The organism is Pseudomonas amygdali (assembly GCF_002699855.1).
In the GTDB taxonomy this organism is placed as follows: Bacteria; Pseudomonadota; Gammaproteobacteria; order Pseudomonadales; family Pseudomonadaceae; genus Aquipseudomonas; species Aquipseudomonas amygdali.
On the sequence record NZ_LKBW01000013.1, the window covers coordinates 19,775 to 37,283 of the forward strand.

14 protein-coding genes and 2 pseudogenes are annotated in these 17,509 nt (G+C 59.0%); 8 read left to right on the forward strand and 8 right to left on the reverse strand.

Annotated elements, in window-relative coordinates; genetic code table 11:
- Positions 1–66: 66 nt before the first annotated feature.
- Both AO277_RS01960 and AO277_RS01965 read right to left on the reverse strand, forming a co-directional pair.
- Positions 67–1,470: an FAD/NAD(P)-binding protein gene (locus tag AO277_RS01960; RefSeq protein ID WP_044317804.1), complete on the reverse strand. Its 1,404-nt coding sequence runs from the start codon at positions 1,468–1,470 to the stop codon at positions 67–69.
- Between the two features lie 42 nt (positions 1,471–1,512).
- Positions 1,513–2,085 carry a helix-turn-helix domain-containing protein gene (locus AO277_RS01965; RefSeq protein ID WP_044317803.1) on the reverse strand — a complete coding sequence of 191 codons (573 nt, stop codon included), beginning with the start codon at positions 2,083–2,085 and terminating at the stop codon, positions 1,513–1,515.
- Between the two features lie 107 nt (positions 2,086–2,192).
- On the opposite strand from AO277_RS01965, the pseudogene AO277_RS01970 reads away from it, so the two are divergent.
- From AO277_RS01970 to AO277_RS02000, 7 genes and pseudogenes are all read left to right on the forward strand, one after another.
- Positions 2,193–3,116 (forward strand): annotated as a pseudogene (locus AO277_RS01970) (DMT family transporter).
- A 160-nt stretch (positions 3,117–3,276) separates the two neighbouring features.
- Positions 3,277–6,195: a monovalent cation/H+ antiporter subunit A gene (locus tag AO277_RS01975; protein ID WP_044317802.1), complete on the forward strand. Its 2,919-nt coding sequence runs from the start codon at positions 3,277–3,279 to the stop codon at positions 6,193–6,195.
- Positions 6,195–6,539, forward strand: a complete 345-nt coding sequence (locus AO277_RS01980; RefSeq protein WP_002554068.1) for a Na+/H+ antiporter subunit C — start codon at positions 6,195–6,197, stop codon at positions 6,537–6,539. Before AO277_RS01975 ends, AO277_RS01980 begins: the two co-directional genes overlap by 1 nt.
- Positions 6,536–8,221, forward strand: a complete 1,686-nt coding sequence (locus tag AO277_RS01985; RefSeq protein WP_044317801.1) for a monovalent cation/H+ antiporter subunit D — start codon at positions 6,536–6,538, stop codon at positions 8,219–8,221. The genes AO277_RS01980 and AO277_RS01985 overlap by 4 nt, the downstream gene beginning before the upstream one ends.
- Positions 8,218–8,706 carry a Na+/H+ antiporter subunit E gene (locus AO277_RS01990; RefSeq protein ID WP_005732668.1) on the forward strand — a complete coding sequence of 163 codons (489 nt, stop codon included), beginning with the start codon at positions 8,218–8,220 and terminating at the stop codon, positions 8,704–8,706. The genes AO277_RS01985 and AO277_RS01990 overlap by 4 nt, the downstream gene beginning before the upstream one ends.
- The gene (locus tag AO277_RS01995; protein ID WP_002554071.1) at positions 8,703–8,981 is read left to right on the forward strand and encodes a K+/H+ antiporter subunit F; all 279 of its coding nucleotides are present in this window, start codon (positions 8,703–8,705) and stop codon (positions 8,979–8,981) included. The genes AO277_RS01990 and AO277_RS01995 overlap by 4 nt, the downstream gene beginning before the upstream one ends.
- Entirely contained in the window at positions 8,978–9,358 is a 381-nt protein-coding gene (locus tag AO277_RS02000; RefSeq protein ID WP_002554072.1) for a Na+/H+ antiporter subunit G, read from the forward strand. Before AO277_RS01995 ends, AO277_RS02000 begins: the two co-directional genes overlap by 4 nt.
- Positions 9,359–9,377: 19 nt before the next feature.
- On the opposite strand, the gene AO277_RS02005 is transcribed toward AO277_RS02000, so the two are convergent.
- On the reverse strand, positions 9,378–9,845 hold the full coding sequence (locus tag AO277_RS02005) for a hypothetical protein (protein WP_002554073.1): 468 nt from the start codon (positions 9,843–9,845) through the stop codon (positions 9,378–9,380).
- 445 nt (positions 9,846–10,290) lie between these two features.
- On the opposite strand from AO277_RS02005, the gene AO277_RS02015 reads away from it, so the two are divergent.
- A complete protein-coding gene (locus AO277_RS02015) occupies positions 10,291–10,530 on the forward strand; it encodes a DUF2789 domain-containing protein (RefSeq protein ID WP_002554074.1) in 240 nt (79 codons plus the stop codon).
- A gap of 19 nt (positions 10,531–10,549) precedes the next feature.
- Here the strand turns inward: AO277_RS02015 and AO277_RS02020 are convergent.
- The 5 genes and pseudogenes from AO277_RS02020 to AO277_RS02040 form a co-directional block, all read right to left on the reverse strand.
- Positions 10,550–12,035 (reverse strand): annotated as a pseudogene (locus AO277_RS02020) (T6SS phospholipase effector Tle1-like catalytic domain-containing protein).
- A 283-nt stretch (positions 12,036–12,318) separates the two neighbouring features.
- Entirely contained in the window at positions 12,319–13,923 is a 1,605-nt protein-coding gene (locus AO277_RS02025) for a methyl-accepting chemotaxis protein (protein WP_044317800.1), read from the reverse strand.
- Positions 13,924–14,099: 176 nt separating this feature from the next.
- Positions 14,100–14,504: a TraR/DksA family transcriptional regulator gene (locus AO277_RS02030; protein ID WP_002554078.1), complete on the reverse strand. Its 405-nt coding sequence runs from the start codon at positions 14,502–14,504 to the stop codon at positions 14,100–14,102.
- Between the two features lie 304 nt (positions 14,505–14,808).
- On the reverse strand, positions 14,809–15,834 hold the full coding sequence (locus tag AO277_RS02035; RefSeq protein WP_002554079.1) for an ABC transporter permease: 1,026 nt from the start codon (positions 15,832–15,834) through the stop codon (positions 14,809–14,811).
- Between the two features lie 47 nt (positions 15,835–15,881).
- Positions 15,882–17,459, reverse strand: coding sequence for a sugar ABC transporter ATP-binding protein (locus AO277_RS02040; RefSeq protein ID WP_044317799.1), 1,578 nt, complete (start codon positions 17,457–17,459; stop codon positions 15,882–15,884).
- Between the last annotated feature and the right edge of the window lie 50 nt (positions 17,460–17,509).

Here is a 17,509-nt window from a genome sequence, read left to right on the forward strand (position 1 = left end):
GTGCCCATGCTCCGCGTGGGTATGCCTTTCTGGACGCTCTGCGTCCTCTCCTGATCACGCGGCACTTCACGACAAACGCATCGCCAGAGCCTTAGCCTGAATCGCCACGTCGGTCACTGCGGTGCTTTCCCACCACATGCCGCGCAGTGGCGGGCCCATGGCGAACAGGCGTGACGAGCAGTGACCTTGCGCGTCGAGCACCGCGCCACCGGCGTCGGCAGCAATGCCCAGCGCAAGCGGTCCGGGCTGAATCAAACCTCGCAGCAGCAATTGCCGAGGCAACGGGCGATCCACGCGTCGCCAGTCGTACTCGATGCCGGTGGAGTTGATCAAGGCATCGCCAACGATCTGCGTCGGTTCGCTATCACCGCGCCGACGCACGCTGATCTGCACTTGGCCTGACGGCAGGCTCGCAACAGCCTGCAACGAAGCGGCGTCAATGCTCAGCCGACCTTGCCTGATCAGTTGCGCCAGCAGTGCGGCGCTGGGCGGCGGCGAGCGATGATGATGACTCTCCCACCATGGCCGTACATGATGGACAAACTGGCGGCGCTGCCTGTCACTGGCCTGATTCCATAGCCTGCCGATGTTGGCGCGCACAGTGTCCAGCGGGGCCTGCCAGTCAATGCCGCTTTCGATGGCCAGCTCGCACTGCTCGCGCACCTTGCGTACCAGTTGGCGAGTGCTGCGGATACTCGGGTCCTGAGCAAGAAAATCAGACCATTCCGGCGGCTGACGCCGAACGTGCGGCAGCAGGCCGTGCCGGGAAAAAATCTGAATGGGCCCGCGGTGCCCCGCCGTTTCCAGCGAGACCAGCGCATCGACCATGGTCAGCCCCGAACCGATGATCAGCACCTTTGACTGCGGATCAAGCTTTTTCATCACCGCCACATCCCAAGGGTCCAGCGCTGCCGTGTTCAGCTCGTTCGAATCGCGTCGCGGGGTGCGTGAAGCCGCGTACATGCCGGTCGCCAGCACGGCACGGCTACCGCGCAACTTACGGCCGTCAGCCAGCGAGACACTGACCCCACCTTCATGGACCTGCAGGTCGACTGCCTCGCCGGGCACATGCACGGCGGTCGAGCCAAAGGCTTCAGCAGCGCTTAGGGCTTCACGCAGTCGCTGCTGAACATAAAGCCCGAACACACCGCGTGGCGGAAACAGTTCGGCGACCGGGACCCTCTGCTCATAAGCTTCAGGCCAGCCCCCGGCGGCCAGATAGTCAGTCAGCCACTGGGTGAGGTCATCCGGATTATCCGGATCGACGCTCATCCGCGCAGCGTTGCCATTGAGTGTATGGCCCGGCTCCGTCGCACTGTAGGCCTCGCCCCGGCCGAGTTCGCTGCGGGTTTCGATAATCAGGATTCGGCGCTGGCCCGGTCTGCGCAACAGTTGCGCCGCCAGCATGGTGCCGCTCAGACCGCCGCCGATGATCAGAATGTCAGCCGTCTGGTGGGAATCTTCGGTCATCGAACAGCGCCTCGGTCGAGTTGCGATAAAGAATCGGAAAGGTCAGAGCACGACATTACGCACGAAGCGCAGGGGCACATCGGCGTCATTGCAGTAGCGGTGCGGCTGGTTGCTGGGAAACATGAAGAACTCGCCCGCCCCGACCTGCTGCACGGCCGCAGGGTCGGCAAAGCGCAACGTCAGATGCCCTTCGACGACGTAGACCTGTTCACTCCAGCCATCGGGATCGGCCTCCGAGACATAGGCGTCCCCAGGCTGCAGGCAGAATTCCCACAACTCCACCTCGCGCCGGGCAACGGCCCTGGCCAGCAGCACCGCCTTGCTGCCGACGATCGTACCGGCCCATGCCAGCTCGTTGATGCGGCTGTAATCACGATTTTCAGGTGCCTGGATCAGGTCGCTGAACGCCACTTCCAAGGCTTCGGCCACGCGGTCGAGTGTCGCCAGGCTGACGTTTTTTTCGCCGGCCTCGATAGCGACCAGCATGCGTCGGCTGACTCCGGACTTTTCCGCCAGAGCCGTCTGGCTGAGGTCCGCACTGTTACGCAGACGCCGGACGTTCTGGCTGACGTGCTGCAGCACCGGAGGGCGCTGGGAGTTTCTTTGTGCATGCAGGTGCTCACATCAAACCGTTGCGCATTATACTGCCCAGCCCAGGGACACTGTCAGGTTGTTCCGCCTTTCACCGCGCGCATGGCAATTAACAGGAACCAGGAGCTGACATGAAGTCTATCAGCCGCATACCCCGCATCAGCAAGGCAGAAGCCGTACTGATTCTGATCACCATGCTCTGGGGAGGCACCTTTCTGCTGGTCCAGCATGCGATGACCGTCAGCGGGCCGATGTTCTTCGTCGGCCTGCGCTTTGCCGCCGCAGCGCTTATCGTAGCGCTGTTTTCAATAAAGGTGCTGCGCGGTCTTACCTTCCTCGAACTCAAGGCGGGCGTCTTCATCGGCACCGCGATCATGCTCGGTTACGGTTTGCAGACGATCGGACTGCAGACTATCCCCAGCAGCCAGTCCGCGTTCATCACGGCACTCTACGTGCCCTGCGTGCCTTTGTTGCAATGGCTGGTACTCGGTCGACGACCAGGATTGATGCCGACACTGGGCATCATCCTGGCTTTCACCGGGCTGATGCTGGTAGCGGGGCCGCAAGGCGCATCCCTGCAACTCAGTTCCGGCGAAATCGTGACGCTGATCAGCACGGTGGCCATTGCCGCCGAGATCATCATGATCAGCGCCTATGCCGGTTAGGTCGATGTGCGTCGAGTCACGGTGGTGCAACTGGCCACTGCTTCAGCGCTGGCATTTCTGATGATCGTTCCAACCGAGGAACACTTGCCGGACTTTTCCTGGTTGCTGGTGCTCAGTGCCGTGGGACTTGGGACCATGAGTGCGGCGATACAGATTGCCATGAACTGGGCACAGAAAAGTGTTTCGCCTACACGCGCCACCGTGATTTATGCCGGTGAACCGGTCTGGGCCGGGATTGTCGGAAGACTTGCCGGGGAGCGCTTGCCGGCTATCGCCCTGCTGGGCGCAGCACTGATTGTGGCCGGGGTGATCGTCAGCGAAATGAAGCGGCGTTCTGCCCCCGGTGAACAGAGCCTTGCTGAAGAAGATGGCATGCGCAAAGCCGAGTGAACGGCGGCTATTGTGCGCCGTGAAACACATGTCCCGTGACAACTTTTTGCTGTCTTAAAAACAGCAGACACTTTTTGTAGGAAATTTCGGAAACAGTCCCTTTGGTATCGGGGTGTCTGGCACGTATGATGCTTGACATTCCCCTGCAGATTAGAAGCCTATGTCCCTGATAGTTCTACTGCTTCTGCCTTTCATCGGCAGCTGTCTGGCGGCCTTTTTGCCGCACAACGCGCGTAACGCAGAATCGTTTTTGGCCGGTCTGGTCGCCCTCATCGGCGCTATCCAGATGGCATTGTGGTTCCCGCAGATCGCCGACGGCGGCGTTATTCGCGAAGAGTACTTCTGGCTGCCGAGCCTGGGGATGAACTTCGTTCTGCGTATCGACGGCTTCGCCTGGCTGTTTTCGATGCTGGTGCTGGGCATTGGTGCGCTGGTCTCGCTCTACGCCCGCTACTACATGTCGCCAGATGATCCGGTACCGCGTTTCTTCGCGTTTTTCCTGGCTTTCATGGGCGCCATGCTCGGCCTGGTGATGTCCGGCAATCTGATTCAGATCGTGTTTTTCTGGGAGCTGACCAGCCTGTTCTCGTTCCTGCTGATCGGCTACTGGCACCACCGCGCCGATGCACGGCGCGGCGCGTACATGGCGCTGATGGTCACCGGCGCGGGGGGGCTGGCGCTGCTGGCCGGCATGATGATCCTCGGCCATGTGGCCGGCAGTTACGACCTGGACCGTGTCCTGGCCTCCGGCGACGCGATTCGTGCGCATGCCCTGTACCCGGTGTTACTGACCCTGATTCTGATCGGCGCGCTGACCAAAAGCGCACAGTTCCCGTTCCATTTCTGGCTGCCCCACGCAATGGCCGCCCCTACACCCGTGTCGGCGTATCTGCACTCGGCGACCATGGTCAAGGCCGGGGTGTTTCTCATGGCACGAATGTGGCCTGCGTTGTCCGGCACTGAGCAATGGTTCTGGATCGTCAGCGGCGCAGGTGCCTGCACGCTGATTCTGGGTGCCTACGCGGCCATCTTCCAAAATGATCTGAAGGGCCTGCTGGCCTACTCGACCATCAGTCATCTGGGCCTGATCACGCTGTTGCTGGGCCTCAACAGCCCGCTGGCTGCGGTAGCTGCGGTCTTTCACATTCTCAACCACGCTACCTTCAAGGCCTCGCTGTTCATGGCCGCCGGGATTATCGACCACGAGAGCGGAACGCGAGATATCCGGCGTCTCAGTGGGCTGGTGAAGCTGCTCCCCTACACCGCACCACTGGCGATGGTCGCCAGTGCATCGATGGCAGGCGTGCCGCTGCTCAACGGGTTTCTGTCCAAGGAAATGTTCTTTGCCGAAACCGTGTTCATTTCCGCCACTGCCTGGGTCGAAATTGCCTTGCCAGTGATCGCGACCATCGCCGGGATATTCAGCGTTGCCTATTCGCTGCGCTTCACGGTCGATGTGTTTTTCGGTCCGGCGGCCAAGGACCTGCCGCACTTGCCGCATGAGCCGCCGCGCTGGATGCGTGCGCCGGTAGAACTGCTGGTGCTGACGTGCCTGATCGTGGGGATTTTCCCGGCGCAATCGGTCGCTCCCCTGCTCGCCGCCGCTGCGCGTCCGGTAGTCGGCGGAACATTGCCCGAATACAGCCTGGCGATCTGGTACGGCTGGAACCTGCCGATGGTCATGAGCCTGGTGGCGATGGCTGGCGGTATCATCCTGTATCTATTGCTGCGCAAACCTCTCAAGCACGAGCGCATTACTGCCCCGCCGCTGGTGGGCAGACTCAACGGCAAGCGCTTTTTCGAACGCAGTCAGGTGGTGATGATGCACTGGGCGCGGCGTTTCGAGCGCAAGGTCAGCACTCGTCGCTTGCAGCCGCAACTGTTTCTGCTGGTACTGGCAGCCGTACTGGGCGGCTTCATACCGATGTATTTCAGTGGCCTGACCTGGGGCGACCGGCCGAAGATTCCGGGCTCCGGGGTGTTTGTCACGCTTTGGCTTATCGCAATTGCCTGCGCAATAGGTGCAGCCTGGCAAGGCAAGTATCACCGTCTGGCAGCACTGGTCATGGTCAGCGTCTGCGGCCTGATGACCTGCATCACCTTCGTCTGGTTCTCGGCACCTGATCTGGCGCTGACTCAACTGGTCGTGGAGGTAGTGACGACGGTACTTATCCTGCTCGGTCTGCGCTGGCTGCCGCGACGCAATGAAGACCTCGCCCCATTGAGCGCGCGCCTGCGCGCTCGTACCCGGCGAATACGCGACTTCGGGCTGGCGGTTCTTGTCGGCCTGGGTATGGCGATATTGTCCTACGCCATGCTGACCCGTCAGACACCCAACGCTATTTCGTCCTTTTACCTGAGCCGCGCGCTGCCTCAGGGCGGTGGTACCAACGTGGTCAACGTGATGCTGGTGGATTTCCGCGGCTTCGATACGTTTGGCGAAATCACCGTGCTGGCGGCGGTAGCGCTGACAGTGTTTGCCCTGTTGCGACGCTTCCGCCCGCCGAAGGAAAGCATTCTGCTGCCCACACAGCAACGCCTGCTGGCCCGTGACGTGGTGACTGATCTGGTTAACCCGCGCAGTGCCAGCGATACCGCACTCGGTTTCATGATGGTTCCGGCAGCGCTGGTGCGATTACTGTTGCCGATTGCCTTCATCATCTCGATGTACCTGTTCGTTCGTGGTCATAACCAGCCAGGTGGCGGATTTGTGGCCGGTCTGGTGATGTCGGTGGCGTTCCTTCTGCAATACATGGTGGCAGGTACCCAATGGGTCGAGGCGCAAATGAGCCTGCGTCCGTTACGCTGGATGGGCACAGGCCTGTTGTGCGCGGTTCTGACCGGAGCGGGTTCCATGGTGCTGGGTTATCCGTTCATGACCACGCACACCGCGCATGTCGATTTGCCGATTCTGGGCGATATTCACATCGCCAGTGCGCTGTTCTTCGATGTCGGTGTGTACGCCGTAGTCGTCGGCTCGACGCTGCTGATCCTCACCGCGCTGGCTCACCAGTCGGTGCGCAGCCACCGTCCGACGCAACTGCCCAAACCCGTTGCCAACCCGCAAGGAATCCTCTGATGGAAGAAGTCATTGCAATAGCCATCGGCGTGCTGGCCGCCTCGGGCGTCTGGCTGATCCTGCGGCCACGCACCTTTCAGGTGGTCATGGGGCTGTGCCTGCTGTCTTACGGGGTCAACCTGTTCATTTTCAGCATGGGCAGCCTGTTCATCGGCAGAGAACCGATCATCAAGGACGGTATTCCTCAGGACCTGCTCAATTACACTGACCCACTGCCGCAGGCGCTGGTACTGACAGCAATCGTCATCAGCTTCGCCATGACCGCGTTGTTTCTGGTGGTACTGCTCGCCTCCAGAGGCCTGACCGGCACCGACCATGTAGATGGCCGGGAGCCCAAGGCATGAGCTGGATGAATCAACTGATCATCGCGCCGATCCTGCTGCCGTTACTGACCGCAGGGCTGATGCTCTGGCTGGGCGAGAAACATCGGCCGCTCAAGGGACGTATCAATCTGTTTTCCAGCATCCTCGGGCTGGGCATTTCCGTGGTGCTGTTTCTCTGGGTACAGCACAGCGGCAGCAGTGGTTCGATCGGTGTCTACCTGCCAGGCAACTGGGGTGTGCCGTTCGGTATCGTGCTGGTGGTGGATCACCTGTCGGCACTGATGCTGGTGCTGACCGGCATCATCGGTGTTTGCGCCCTGTTGTTCGCGCTGGCGCGCTGGGACCGGGCCGGCGCCAGTTTCCACGCACTGTTCCAGATCCAGCTTATGGGGCTGTATGGCGCATTCCTGACCGCAGACCTGTTCAACCTGTTCGTATTCTTCGAAGTCCTGCTGGCAGCGTCATACGGTTTGATGCTGCATGGCTCCGGCCGGGCGCGGGTGTCGACCGGCCTGCATTACATTTCGATCAACCTGCTGGCTTCGTCGCTGTTCCTGATCGGCGCTGCGCTGATCTACGGCGTGACCGGCACGCTGAACTTCGCCGATCTGGCGATCAAGATCCCGCAAGTGGCAGAGTCAGATCTGGGCCTGCTGCATGCTGGCGCTGCCATTCTGGCCACGGCATTTCTGGCCAAGGCAGGCATGTGGCCACTGAATTTCTGGCTGGTCCCGGCCTATTCAGCAGCCAGCGCGCCGGTAGCGGCAATGTTTGCGATCATGACCAAAGTGGGCGTTTACACCCTGCTACGCCTGTGGACGCTGCTGTTTTCCGGGCAGGCCGGGGCCTCGGCATTCTTCGGCGGCGACTGGTTGATCTACGGCGGCATGGCGACGATTTTCACCGCTGCGATTGCGATCATCGCTGCCCAGCGCCTGGAGCGCCTCGCCAGTCTGAGCATACTGGTGTCAGCGGGCATTCTGCTGTCTGCGGTCGGTTTCGCCCAGCCTAGCCTGACCTCGGGCGCGCTGTTCTACATGGTCAGCTCGACGCTGGCGCTGAGCGCCATGTTCCTGCTGGGCGAATTGGTCGAGCGTTCCCGCTCGGCCAACGAGATCCCTCTGGAGTACGACGTGGATCAACTGCCCCGCACCCTTGAGTCGCTGCATCCGCCACCCGGCACCAACCTGGACGACGAGCAGAAAGTCGTGGTCGGTCAAGTCATACCCATGACCATGGCATTTCTGGGCCTGAGCTTTATCGCTTGTGCGTTGCTGATTATCGGCATGCCACCGCTGTCGGGGTTCATCGGTAAACTCACGCTGCTCAGCGCCCTGATGAACCCGCTGGGGCTGGACGTCGCGCAGGAAGAAGCGCTCTCGACCCAGGCATGGCTGCTGATCGGCCTGCTGATCTTTTCCGGGCTGGCGTCGCTGATCGCTTTTTCCAGGCTCGGCACACAGCGCTTCTGGACACCGCACGAGCGTCCTTCGCCATTGCTGCGCCGCAACGAATGCCTGCCTATCATCATCCTGCTGGGCCTGTGCGTTGCGCTGACGTTCAAGGCCGAGCCTTTGCTGCGCTATACCCAGGACACCGCCGCCGCGCTGCACGAGCCCAAACAGTATGTGCAGTCGGTGCTTGCCACACGCCCGATACCCGGCCCTACCAGCCAGAAAATCAGTTCGGAGGGGCAGCCATGAAGCGCCTGTTTCCGGCTCCTCTGCTTTCTTTGGCACTGTGGCTGTTGTGGCTGGTGCTGAACCTGTCGATCAGCCCCGGCCACCTGCTACTGGGTGCGGTGCTGGGCTTGCTCGCGCCCTTGCTGATGGCACCACTGCGCCCGCTGCCGGTGCGCATCCGCAAACCTGGCACAATCCTGAAGTTTCTGTGCCTGGTCGGGTGGGATGTGGTGGTGTCCAATCTTCAGGTCGGTTTGAGCGTATGGCGGCTCGAAAGTCGTCCGCCACGCTCGGCTTTCGTGCGTATCCCGCTGGACCTGCACGATGCCCATGGCCTCGCCGCGCTGGCGATGGTCACCACGGTCGTACCCGGAACGGTATGGTCGGAACTGGCGCTGGATCGCAGTGTGCTGCTGATGCATGTTTTTGATCTGGAGGATGAAGCGCAATTCATCGAACACTTCAAGACCACCTATGAGCGACCGTTGATGGAGATCTTTCAATGAGTGCATTGCTCGACAACGCGATCCTGATCAGCCTGCTGATCTTCGCCCTGGCGATGGTGATCACCCTGCTGCGCCTGCTCAAGGGTCCCTCAGCCCAGGACCGGGTGCTGGCGCTGGACTACCTGTACATCATTGCCATGCTGATGATGCTGGTGCTCGGCATCCGTTACGCCAGTGACACGTACTTCGAAGCCGCCATGCTGATTGCCCTGTTCGGCTTTGTCGGCTCCTTCGCTCTGGCCAAATTCCTGCTGCGCGGAGAAGTGATCGAATGACCGGACTGCCGAACACCGTGCCCTTCTGGGCTGAGATACTGACCGCCGGGCTGCTGATCGCCAGCAGTCTGTTTGCCTTGACCGGTGCCCTCGGGCTGCTGCGCCTCAAGGACTTCTTCCAGCGCATGCACCCGCCAGCCCTCGCGTCGACGCTGGGCGCCTGGTGCGTTGCGCTGGCGTCGATCATCTATTTCTCTGCACTGAAGGCAGAGCCGGTGATTCACGCCTGGCTGATTCCGGTGCTGCTGGCAATCACCGTACCTGTGACCACGCTGCTGCTGGCACGTACGGCGCTGTTCCGCAAGCGCATGGCCGGTGACGATGTGCCCGCAGAAGTCAGTAGCGGCACTGGCAATGGAGAATCGGCAGGCGGCTGAATCTTCAGCCTGGCCAGCGTTACTCGCTGGCCTTGAAGGTCAGCTCGCCCTTGCGCCATTTGGCGGCCTTGCCGACTGCGCCTTTGAGAACCTTGCTCATACCGGTCTGCAGCTGCTCTTTTGCGGCAAACACCATGACCACAGCCTGACCTTCCTTGAACACAATGCCGTGGCCTTCAGGGATATCGACGAATGCATATTCGCCCAATCCATACACAGTCATTTTGATTTCACGGAATTTCAATTCGAGCTTGCCGCCTTCACGGCTTGGCAATACAGACGCGCGGAAATGATCGCCCACCTTGAGCTCCAGGCGCGGCTTGTCGTCGACGACCAGAGCGGTTTCGGTGTCGATTTCAGCGATATAAATACCTTCGGCTGACTGCTCGGTGATGTAGACAAAACGGGACTGAAACTGCTTGACCAACTGTGCGCGGAGATCGCCGAGCACGAACAAGGCATGTGTATCCAGATTACTTACAGCCAAAGTACAAACCCTCAAACATAAAAATGAGGCTGCCTGATGTCAGGGCAGTCAAGAAAGTGGTTAATCCATAGACCGCGTCAAGCGACCGGATTTTTTCCGGCACGCTGCACGCGGAAGCGCTGAAAGCGCCACCGCAAACCTTGTGCAGGCGGGTGGCGGATTCTACCGGCTCATGGCAGCTACGGGATATATACCTTTTGTACACTGCAGTGTCGCAAAAGCGCTGGAGCCCTGAAACCGGCGGCCAGCTTGACCACGACTTAAAGGCTGGACGGGTTCCAGCCAAGCGATCAATGTGCATTCGGCGATACTGGAAACATATCACTTGTAGGCAGAGCACAAAAGGCCATCTTCTCATAAGGCCAAATGCATCGAACTCTTGCGTGCGTCGGCCACTCCCATAAGAACTGATGAAGACGGGGATATCCCCCGGCGAGGAGATGACATGGAACAGACTACAACGACCATCAACGACCTGTTCGCCCAATTGGCACTGGATTCGGACGATGAGAGCATCGAAGCGTTCATCGCCAGCCACCCCCTGCCTGACGACGTAAAGCTGATTGATGCCGACTTCTGGACGCCGCGGCAGGCTGACTTTCTCAAGGAGCAGCTGCATGAGGATGCCGAATGGGCGATGGTGGTCGACGAACTGAATGTGCGCCTTCACAAAAAGCCCGAGTGAACCACTCGGGCGTTGATTCCTATTGCGGATAACCGGGCTGGCCGACATTGGGGTGCAATGTCCTGCCACCCGGTTGCGGGGCATGCACAAAAACAGCGTCACTAAAGGTGCCCATTCTGCCCACCACTGCGTTCCAGTGCGCAGACTGATGGATATAGCGCCAGCGCAATAGCTGCTCTTCATGACTGTCCAGTAAGTAAGGCCCGCCTCGCGCATAATCGATCAGGCGGGCTGAAATGCCTTCGAGCTCGGGAGGAAGCTGAAATTCAGGGCTGTTCGGCACCGGGTCGAAAGGTACCCCCTCATCACAGGCCAGTGCATGCATGACCTGTAACGACACCCTCGACATGTGACCAAAGACCTGGCGGTTCATACCCACTGCAGCAACGATCGTTTTCATGCCACTCAGGTTTTTTTTTGCACGGGTAACATTTGCTTTCGCAGGTCTGAACCCTCAGAAATGCCTGTCTGTCCAGCGGGTCGATCCAGTCATCCCGGCTCATGGTACTTAACAGGGCCTGGGCGTTCTTCCAGCAAGGCGCCGCCTCACACGGGCTGTCACGGTTGACCAGGCTGCTTTGCGGACGCGTGAGCAACACGCTTTCTTCCATCTGAGGAGGATAACCACCGCCGATATCGGAATGGGCACCGGGTAAAACGATTTCTTTCGGCCATTCCGGCAGGACGCTGTTAAGCGCGAAGTTGCGCCGTGATTCATCACGAGCAACCAGATGCAGCACCTGTTGGGCACAACCCGGCGGCAGGTACAGATTGACCCTCCTGTTGCTCGCGTCCCGGGTATTGCCCATATCCCTGAAACTGCCGATGGCGGCGACCGTGTCGAACAGGCCGATAACCTTGAGCTGTACACTGCCGTTGCGCCAGCTGAAATGCTCACTCAGCCTGACTTTGCGGCTTTGAAGTATCGGCTCAAGCATTCCTGCCCGCTGTTTCAGGATTTCGTTGGCCAGGTGCCTGGCCGACGCAGCCCCTCGACTGAAGCCGAATATGTCCAGTTCAAGCGCTTCCAGTACACAATCCGGGTTGTCGTGTGGAAATGCCTTCAATACCGTTTCAAGCTTTCTGAATGCATTTTCCACTTTGCATATCACACCAGTGGTGCCACGGCCGAAACTCTGTCCCGGCCATACCGAATCACGCCCGCCGGAGGTAGTACCCGCCCCGCTTACATAGATCGGGTAGTACACCTTCAAGCCTGCACTGTCATTTTCGGCGACACGTTGCAGCCGATAAAGATCAACCAGCCTGGCTATATTACTCAGATCATTACTATAACTACTGCCAGGATGAACATGACGACCCGCACACTCTTTAATGTGCTGACCACCATTCATTTCAATCAATGCCTGACAGTCAGCCCCGATCTGGCTGTTGACGCGATTATTTCCCGTGCCGTCGAAGAAAATTCCGATCCGTGCGGTAACACGCCGCGTTACCACATCCGAGATTGCTGCTGTTTGTTCGGCACTCCATTTATCGTTCATATCTTTTCCATCCTTAGAGGCAGGCCAAGAAAAGGCCGCACTTAAATCAAAACGTAAATAACGTTGATTTAAACAGCTTGCTTAAAGACGGTGATCAGTCAAGTCATGCAGCGTGTATTCAGAGTATTCCTACAACTTCTGTCGTCAGGTATTTATTATTTATAAACAAACACCTACACGTTCGTGCAAACGGGTTTCAGAACCCGCAATTTCACCAAACAGAAAAACCAACCGGGCAGGTTATTTAATACTTGATCTAACCTGAGCCGCCTGTTTTAAAGAATCAGCGGCTTTGCGGTTTGTACCCAAGGCGCAGACCACCCCAATGTCGCCCGTTGACCACAATAGGCACAGACAGGTCGTGCATCAGTTCGCCGGTGTCCCGGGTGTAGGTTTGCAGCAGAACAGGCTGTTGATGGCTGCCGCAGCGAATGCCGGTACGATCATCAAACTTGCGCTTGCTTCGATTACGCGCATTGTCCACCGTCGCATCGCCGGTCAAAGGCTGACTGAAAGCGTTGTTGTGCGTCGGCACATACCCTTGCTGCGTGCAGGCAATGGCGAATACCAGACCTTCATGGCGCGAAAGCAACGGTTCTTGCAATGCCGTCAATACTTGATCGGTGTAGCGATCAAAACGCGTGGTAAAGCGGGTGGGTGAGGTATTGGGGACGGGTTTGTAGTTGCGATCAAACAAGTCATCCAGGCTGACGCGCCCCTGCACAATGTCAGCCTCGAATTTTTCCGCGATCAGCCGCGCACCTTCGCGGGCCAGGTCGTAGATACGCTGGTGATAGTCATCCAGACCGACCTGAGCCAGCCGCTGGCTGATGGTCTCGGCCTGCCCCTCCATCTGTACTGCGGCTTTGGCCAGTTGCCGGGTTTGTTCATCGCTGACGGCAAGATCACTGCGCATGTGCTCGACAGCATCGAACAGGCTGGCCAACTGGTCCTGGTTGCTCCTCGCGCCTTGAGCAATTTCGCTGACCTGGCTTTCCACCTCAATCGCAAGCCGGGCGATATTGCCCAGATGCTGTCCGGTCAGCTCGACCTGCTCGACCCCCGCATCGAGATCAGAAGACAGCTCGCGAATCTGCTCCACCACCTGTGCGGTGCGTTGCTGGATATCGGCCACCATCTGCCCGACTTCCCCGGTAGCACTGGCAGTACGGCCCGCAAGCCCGCGTACTTCGTCAGCGACCACCGCAAAACCGCGCCCGTGCTCACCTGCCCGGGCAGCTTCGATGGCCGCATTGAGCGCCAGCAGGTTGGTCTGGCTGGCGATGGATTGAATGACCAGCGTCACACGCTGGATTTCTTCACTGCGCTGGCTCAACGCCTCGATCAACTCACGACTGCCGACAGCACGCTTGCTCAAGAGGTGCATGCGCTCGATGGACTCATTCAGAACGCCGCTTCCCGATTCGCTGCGCTGGCGCGCCTCACTGGCTGCAACCAATGCCTGTTGACTCAACTGGGCAGTCTGCTGCTCGGTCGCAATCATCTGTTCAGCGCTGTTGACTATCTGTCCGGCAGCACCCAACTGCGACTGCACCTTGCCCGCCAGTTGCCCGACAGAAAATGCCACCTGAGCGGCCGACAGTGCGTTGTGGCTAGTGGTGCGCGACAGGTCGCGGGTCAGCAGCGCGATATCACTGTCACTTGCCTCGACTTGCAAGCCAGGCTGCCTTCTGCGCAACAAAAGCGGCAGCCAGGCGACCAGCAGCGCTGCGGGAATGACGATATAAAGAGACAAACCGATAACGCTCATGGCGGCGAAGAGCAGGCACAACACGATACTTTGCACCGCTGGCACCCACCACTTCGACGCAGCGCCGCGAGCATCGGCCAGTGGTAATCCGGCTGCCATGGATAGGTTCTCGGCCATGCTGCGTCACCCCATCGGTATTTATCATTATTACGTTTATTAAACGCTAGATAACGGCCTTATGCCATGCCCCGTTGGTCGTAGCGAGCAATACGTTTTGGACAAATTCCGGGCACAACAAAACCGGGAGGCAATCGCTTGCCTCCCGGTTCGGTCACTCAGCTGCTGCCTGCGTATCAGGCCTGGCGCTGGTGCTTGTCGATCTGCTCGTGGCGCTCTTGCGCCTCGATGCAATATTTGGTCGTCGGGCTGATCAGCAGGCGTTTCAGGCCGATTGGCTCACCGCTGTCATCGCACCAGCCGAAGGTATCGTCGGCAATACGCGAGAGGGCCATTTCCAACTGGGGCAGCATGCGCTGGTCGCGGTCGATCACATTGACCAGCCAGTGACGCTCCTCTTCAACCGAAGCGGCGTCTGCAGGGTCGGCAGGCGTGTCCAGGCTCTCGATCGCAATACGGCTCTGCTCGATTCGCTCGTGGATCTCGACCTTCATGCCCTGCAACAGCTCGACGAAGAAAGCGTGCTGCTCGGCGTTCATGTAGTCATCGGCCGGCATGGCCAGCAACTTTTCCTTTGTCATTTATTTCTCTATAAAAAAACGTGCATTGAGGAGCGGCTTGACGTTGCCGTGCAAACCAATAATCTCCAAGCGCCACCTGGCACTCAATTTACGAGGGGCGGCAGTCTAAGGCCGGCTAGCGGGCTCGGCAACACAATTGAAGGATTTTTGTACAACAATTGCCGTAAAACCCTTGAAATGCGGGCGAAAGACCCGGCCAGCATGCTGCTTGATGAGGCTCTGACCTGCTGACAGCTAATCGGTTCCTGCAACATTCAACGCACAAAAGGGCCTGAAAAGGCCCTTTGATGCAGATTATTGAATATCAGCGCTTGGTCTTGCGCTTGTTGCGATATTGATCGATTACCACCGCCACTACAATGATCAGGCCTTTGATAATGTCCTGAACATAAGCGTCTACGCCGACAAAGGTGAAACCACTGGCCATTACGCCGAGAATCAGCGCACCGATCACAGTGCCGGTGATTCGCCCTACTCCACCGGACAGGCTGGTGCCGCCGATGACTGCGGCAGCGATAGCGTCCAGTTCATAGGACATGCCCATTCCGGCCTGCCCGGTTGCGGCACGTGCCGAGGCAACCACCCCTGCCAGCCCGGCCAGCAGCCCGGCGATGCTATAGACGATAACCAGGTGGCGCTTGACGTTGATCCCGGAAGTACGCGCAGCCTGCATGTTGCCGCCGATGGCGTAGGTGTATTTGCCGTACTTGGTATAACGCAGGGCAATGTGGAAGATCACCGCCACCACCAGAAAGATGATCACCGGCATCGCGCCCTGTCCGATAGCCGTGTAGGAGTCAGAGAGCATGCTCACCGGCTGACCTTCGGTGTAGAAGCGCGCCAGGCCACGCGCGGAGACCATCATGCCCAGCGTGGCAATGAATGGCGGAATACCGGTTATGGCAATGATGCTGCCGTTGATGGCACCCGCCAGCAGCCCGACTCCGAGCCCGACCACGATCGGAATCCACACGGGCAGGTCGGTCAAGGAAGGAAATACCGCCCGGGAGAAGTCCGAGGTTTGCGCCAGGCTCGCGGCAATCATCGCTGACAGTGCCAGCACCGAACCGGACGACAGGTCGATGCCTGTGGTAATGATCACCTGAGTCACGCCGATGGCCAGCAAGCCGATGATCGACACCTGAAGGATCATCAGTACCAGACGCTGGGAGTTGAGCAGAAAGCTCTGATCACGGACGATCCAGCCAAACAGCTCAAAGATCAGACCGATACCGATCAGCACCAGAAAAATACTCAGCTCGGTTGGCAGCCGCCGTTTGTTCCTGGTCGGTGCCAAGGCTGGTTTGTTTTGCGAAATCGCGTTGCTCATGTTCGTTCCCCTTTTGTTCTTCTTCTACCGAGCCCTGTAGTGCGAACTCAATGAACCTTGTGGCCGGAGGCCAGATGCATGACTTTTTCCTGGGTCGCTTCGCCTCGATCGAGGATCCCCATCATTTCGCCTTCGTGCATGACCATCACCCGGTCGCTCATACCGAGGACTTCCGGCAGCTCTGAAGAGATCATAATGACGGCCATGCCTTCACTGGCCAGCAGGGAGATCAGGCGATAGATTTCCGCCTTGGCCCCTACGTCGATGCCGCGGGTGGGCTCATCCAGAATGAGTACCCGGGGATTGGTCATCAGCCAGCGTGCCAGCAACGCCTTCTGCTGGTTACCGCCCGACAAGGTGTCGATGCACTGCTCCAGTGACGGGGTCTTGACCCGAAGTTTTTTGCACATGTCCTCGCACAGCGCACGCAGTGCCTTCTGTTGCACGAAACCGTTGCCGGCATAGTTGGCGAGCACGGCCATTTCCATGTTTTCCATCACCGACAGGCATGGAAACAGCCCAGTCAACTTGCGGTCTTCCGTCAACAGCGCAAAACCCAGATCAATGGCCTGATGCGGGTCGGCAATGTGTACCGTAGCGCCATCAAAGCGTACCTCGCCGCTGTCGCTGGGGGTTATGCCGAACAGGGTCTCGGCCACATTGGTCCGACCCGACCCCATCAATCCGGCAATGCCAAGAATCTCTCCGGCACGCAAATCGAAACTCACGTCCTTGAAAATGCCGTTCAGGCACAGGTTGCTGACTGAAAGCAGCACTTCGCCTGGCGGCTTTTCCCGCTCGGGAAACAGTTGGGTCAACTCACGCCCCACCATCATGGTGATCAGGCTGTCGCCGTCCATACTTTCGGCGCGCTGCAGGCCGATATAGGCGCCGTCGCGAAAAACCGCTACTTCGTCGGCAATCTCGAAGACTTCGTTCATCTTGTGGGTGATGTAGATGATGCCTTTACCCTGAGCGCGCAGGTCGTTGATGATCGAAAACAGGTGAGCGACTTCGGTTTCGGTGATGGCCGAAGTCGGCTCATCCATGATCAGCACGTCCGAGTTATATGACACAGCTTTGGCGATCTCGACCATCTGCCGCTCGGCGATACTCAGGTTGCCCACCAGATCTTCGGGATCGAGCCTGATGCGCAGGCGCTCCAGCAGTTCGGCAGTGCAGCGGTGCATTTCCCGGTGATCGACCATGTGCAGACCGTTGAGCTGTTCGCGACCGATCCAGATGTTCTCGGCGATGCTCATGAACGGCATCAGGTTCAGCTCCTGATGGATCATCGCAATGCCGGCCTGCAGGGCCGAAAGTGGCGTCTCGAAGCGAATCGGCTTACCACGCAAACGGATTTCGCCCGAGTCCGGCTGGTAGATGCCAGCGATGATTTTCATCAGCGTTGACTTTCCGGCACCGTTCTCGCCCATCAGCGCCAGCACGCTGCCAGGGCGCACACGCAGTTGGACGTCGTTGAGCGCGATGACACCGGGGAAGCCCTTGCTGATATGGCTGATTTCAAGCAGATAAGGCGGCTGGGCATCCGGCGTCGGGCTATCGCTGTCACTGGACGGCAGATCGCGTTGTGCGGGCGGGTTGGCAGTAGCTGAACCGAACATGATCACAACTCCTCAACCGGCAGGCTGCGGGAGGAACGATCCTCCCTGGC

What these genes read in the sequence shown, in the direction of transcription:
- AO277_RS02015 (WP_002554074.1), top strand. Translation starts at nt 10,291, where the DNA reads ATGGAACAGACTACAACGACCATCAACGACCTGTTCGCCCAATTGGCA.
- AO277_RS02035 (WP_002554079.1), bottom strand. Translation starts at nt 15,834, where the DNA reads ATGAGCAACGCGATTTCGCAAAACAAACCAGCCTTGGCACCGACCAGG.
- AO277_RS02025 (WP_044317800.1), bottom strand. Translation starts at nt 13,923, where the DNA reads ATGGCCGAGAACCTATCCATGGCAGCCGGATTACCACTGGCCGATGCT.
- AO277_RS01980 (WP_002554068.1), top strand. Translation starts at nt 6,195, where the DNA reads ATGGAAGAAGTCATTGCAATAGCCATCGGCGTGCTGGCCGCCTCGGGC.
- AO277_RS01990 (WP_005732668.1), top strand. Translation starts at nt 8,218, where the DNA reads ATGAAGCGCCTGTTTCCGGCTCCTCTGCTTTCTTTGGCACTGTGGCTG.
- AO277_RS02030 (WP_002554078.1), bottom strand. Translation starts at nt 14,504, where the DNA reads ATGACAAAGGAAAAGTTGCTGGCCATGCCGGCCGATGACTACATGAAC.
- AO277_RS01960 (WP_044317804.1), bottom strand. Translation starts at nt 1,470, where the DNA reads ATGACCGAAGATTCCCACCAGACGGCTGACATTCTGATCATCGGCGGC.
- AO277_RS02000 (WP_002554072.1), top strand. Translation starts at nt 8,978, where the DNA reads ATGACCGGACTGCCGAACACCGTGCCCTTCTGGGCTGAGATACTGACC.
- AO277_RS02040 (WP_044317799.1), bottom strand. Translation starts at nt 17,459, where the DNA reads ATGTTCGGTTCAGCTACTGCCAACCCGCCCGCACAACGCGATCTGCCG.
- AO277_RS01975 (WP_044317802.1), top strand. Translation starts at nt 3,277, where the DNA reads ATGTCCCTGATAGTTCTACTGCTTCTGCCTTTCATCGGCAGCTGTCTG.
- AO277_RS01995 (WP_002554071.1), top strand. Translation starts at nt 8,703, where the DNA reads ATGAGTGCATTGCTCGACAACGCGATCCTGATCAGCCTGCTGATCTTC.
- AO277_RS01985 (WP_044317801.1), top strand. Translation starts at nt 6,536, where the DNA reads ATGAGCTGGATGAATCAACTGATCATCGCGCCGATCCTGCTGCCGTTA.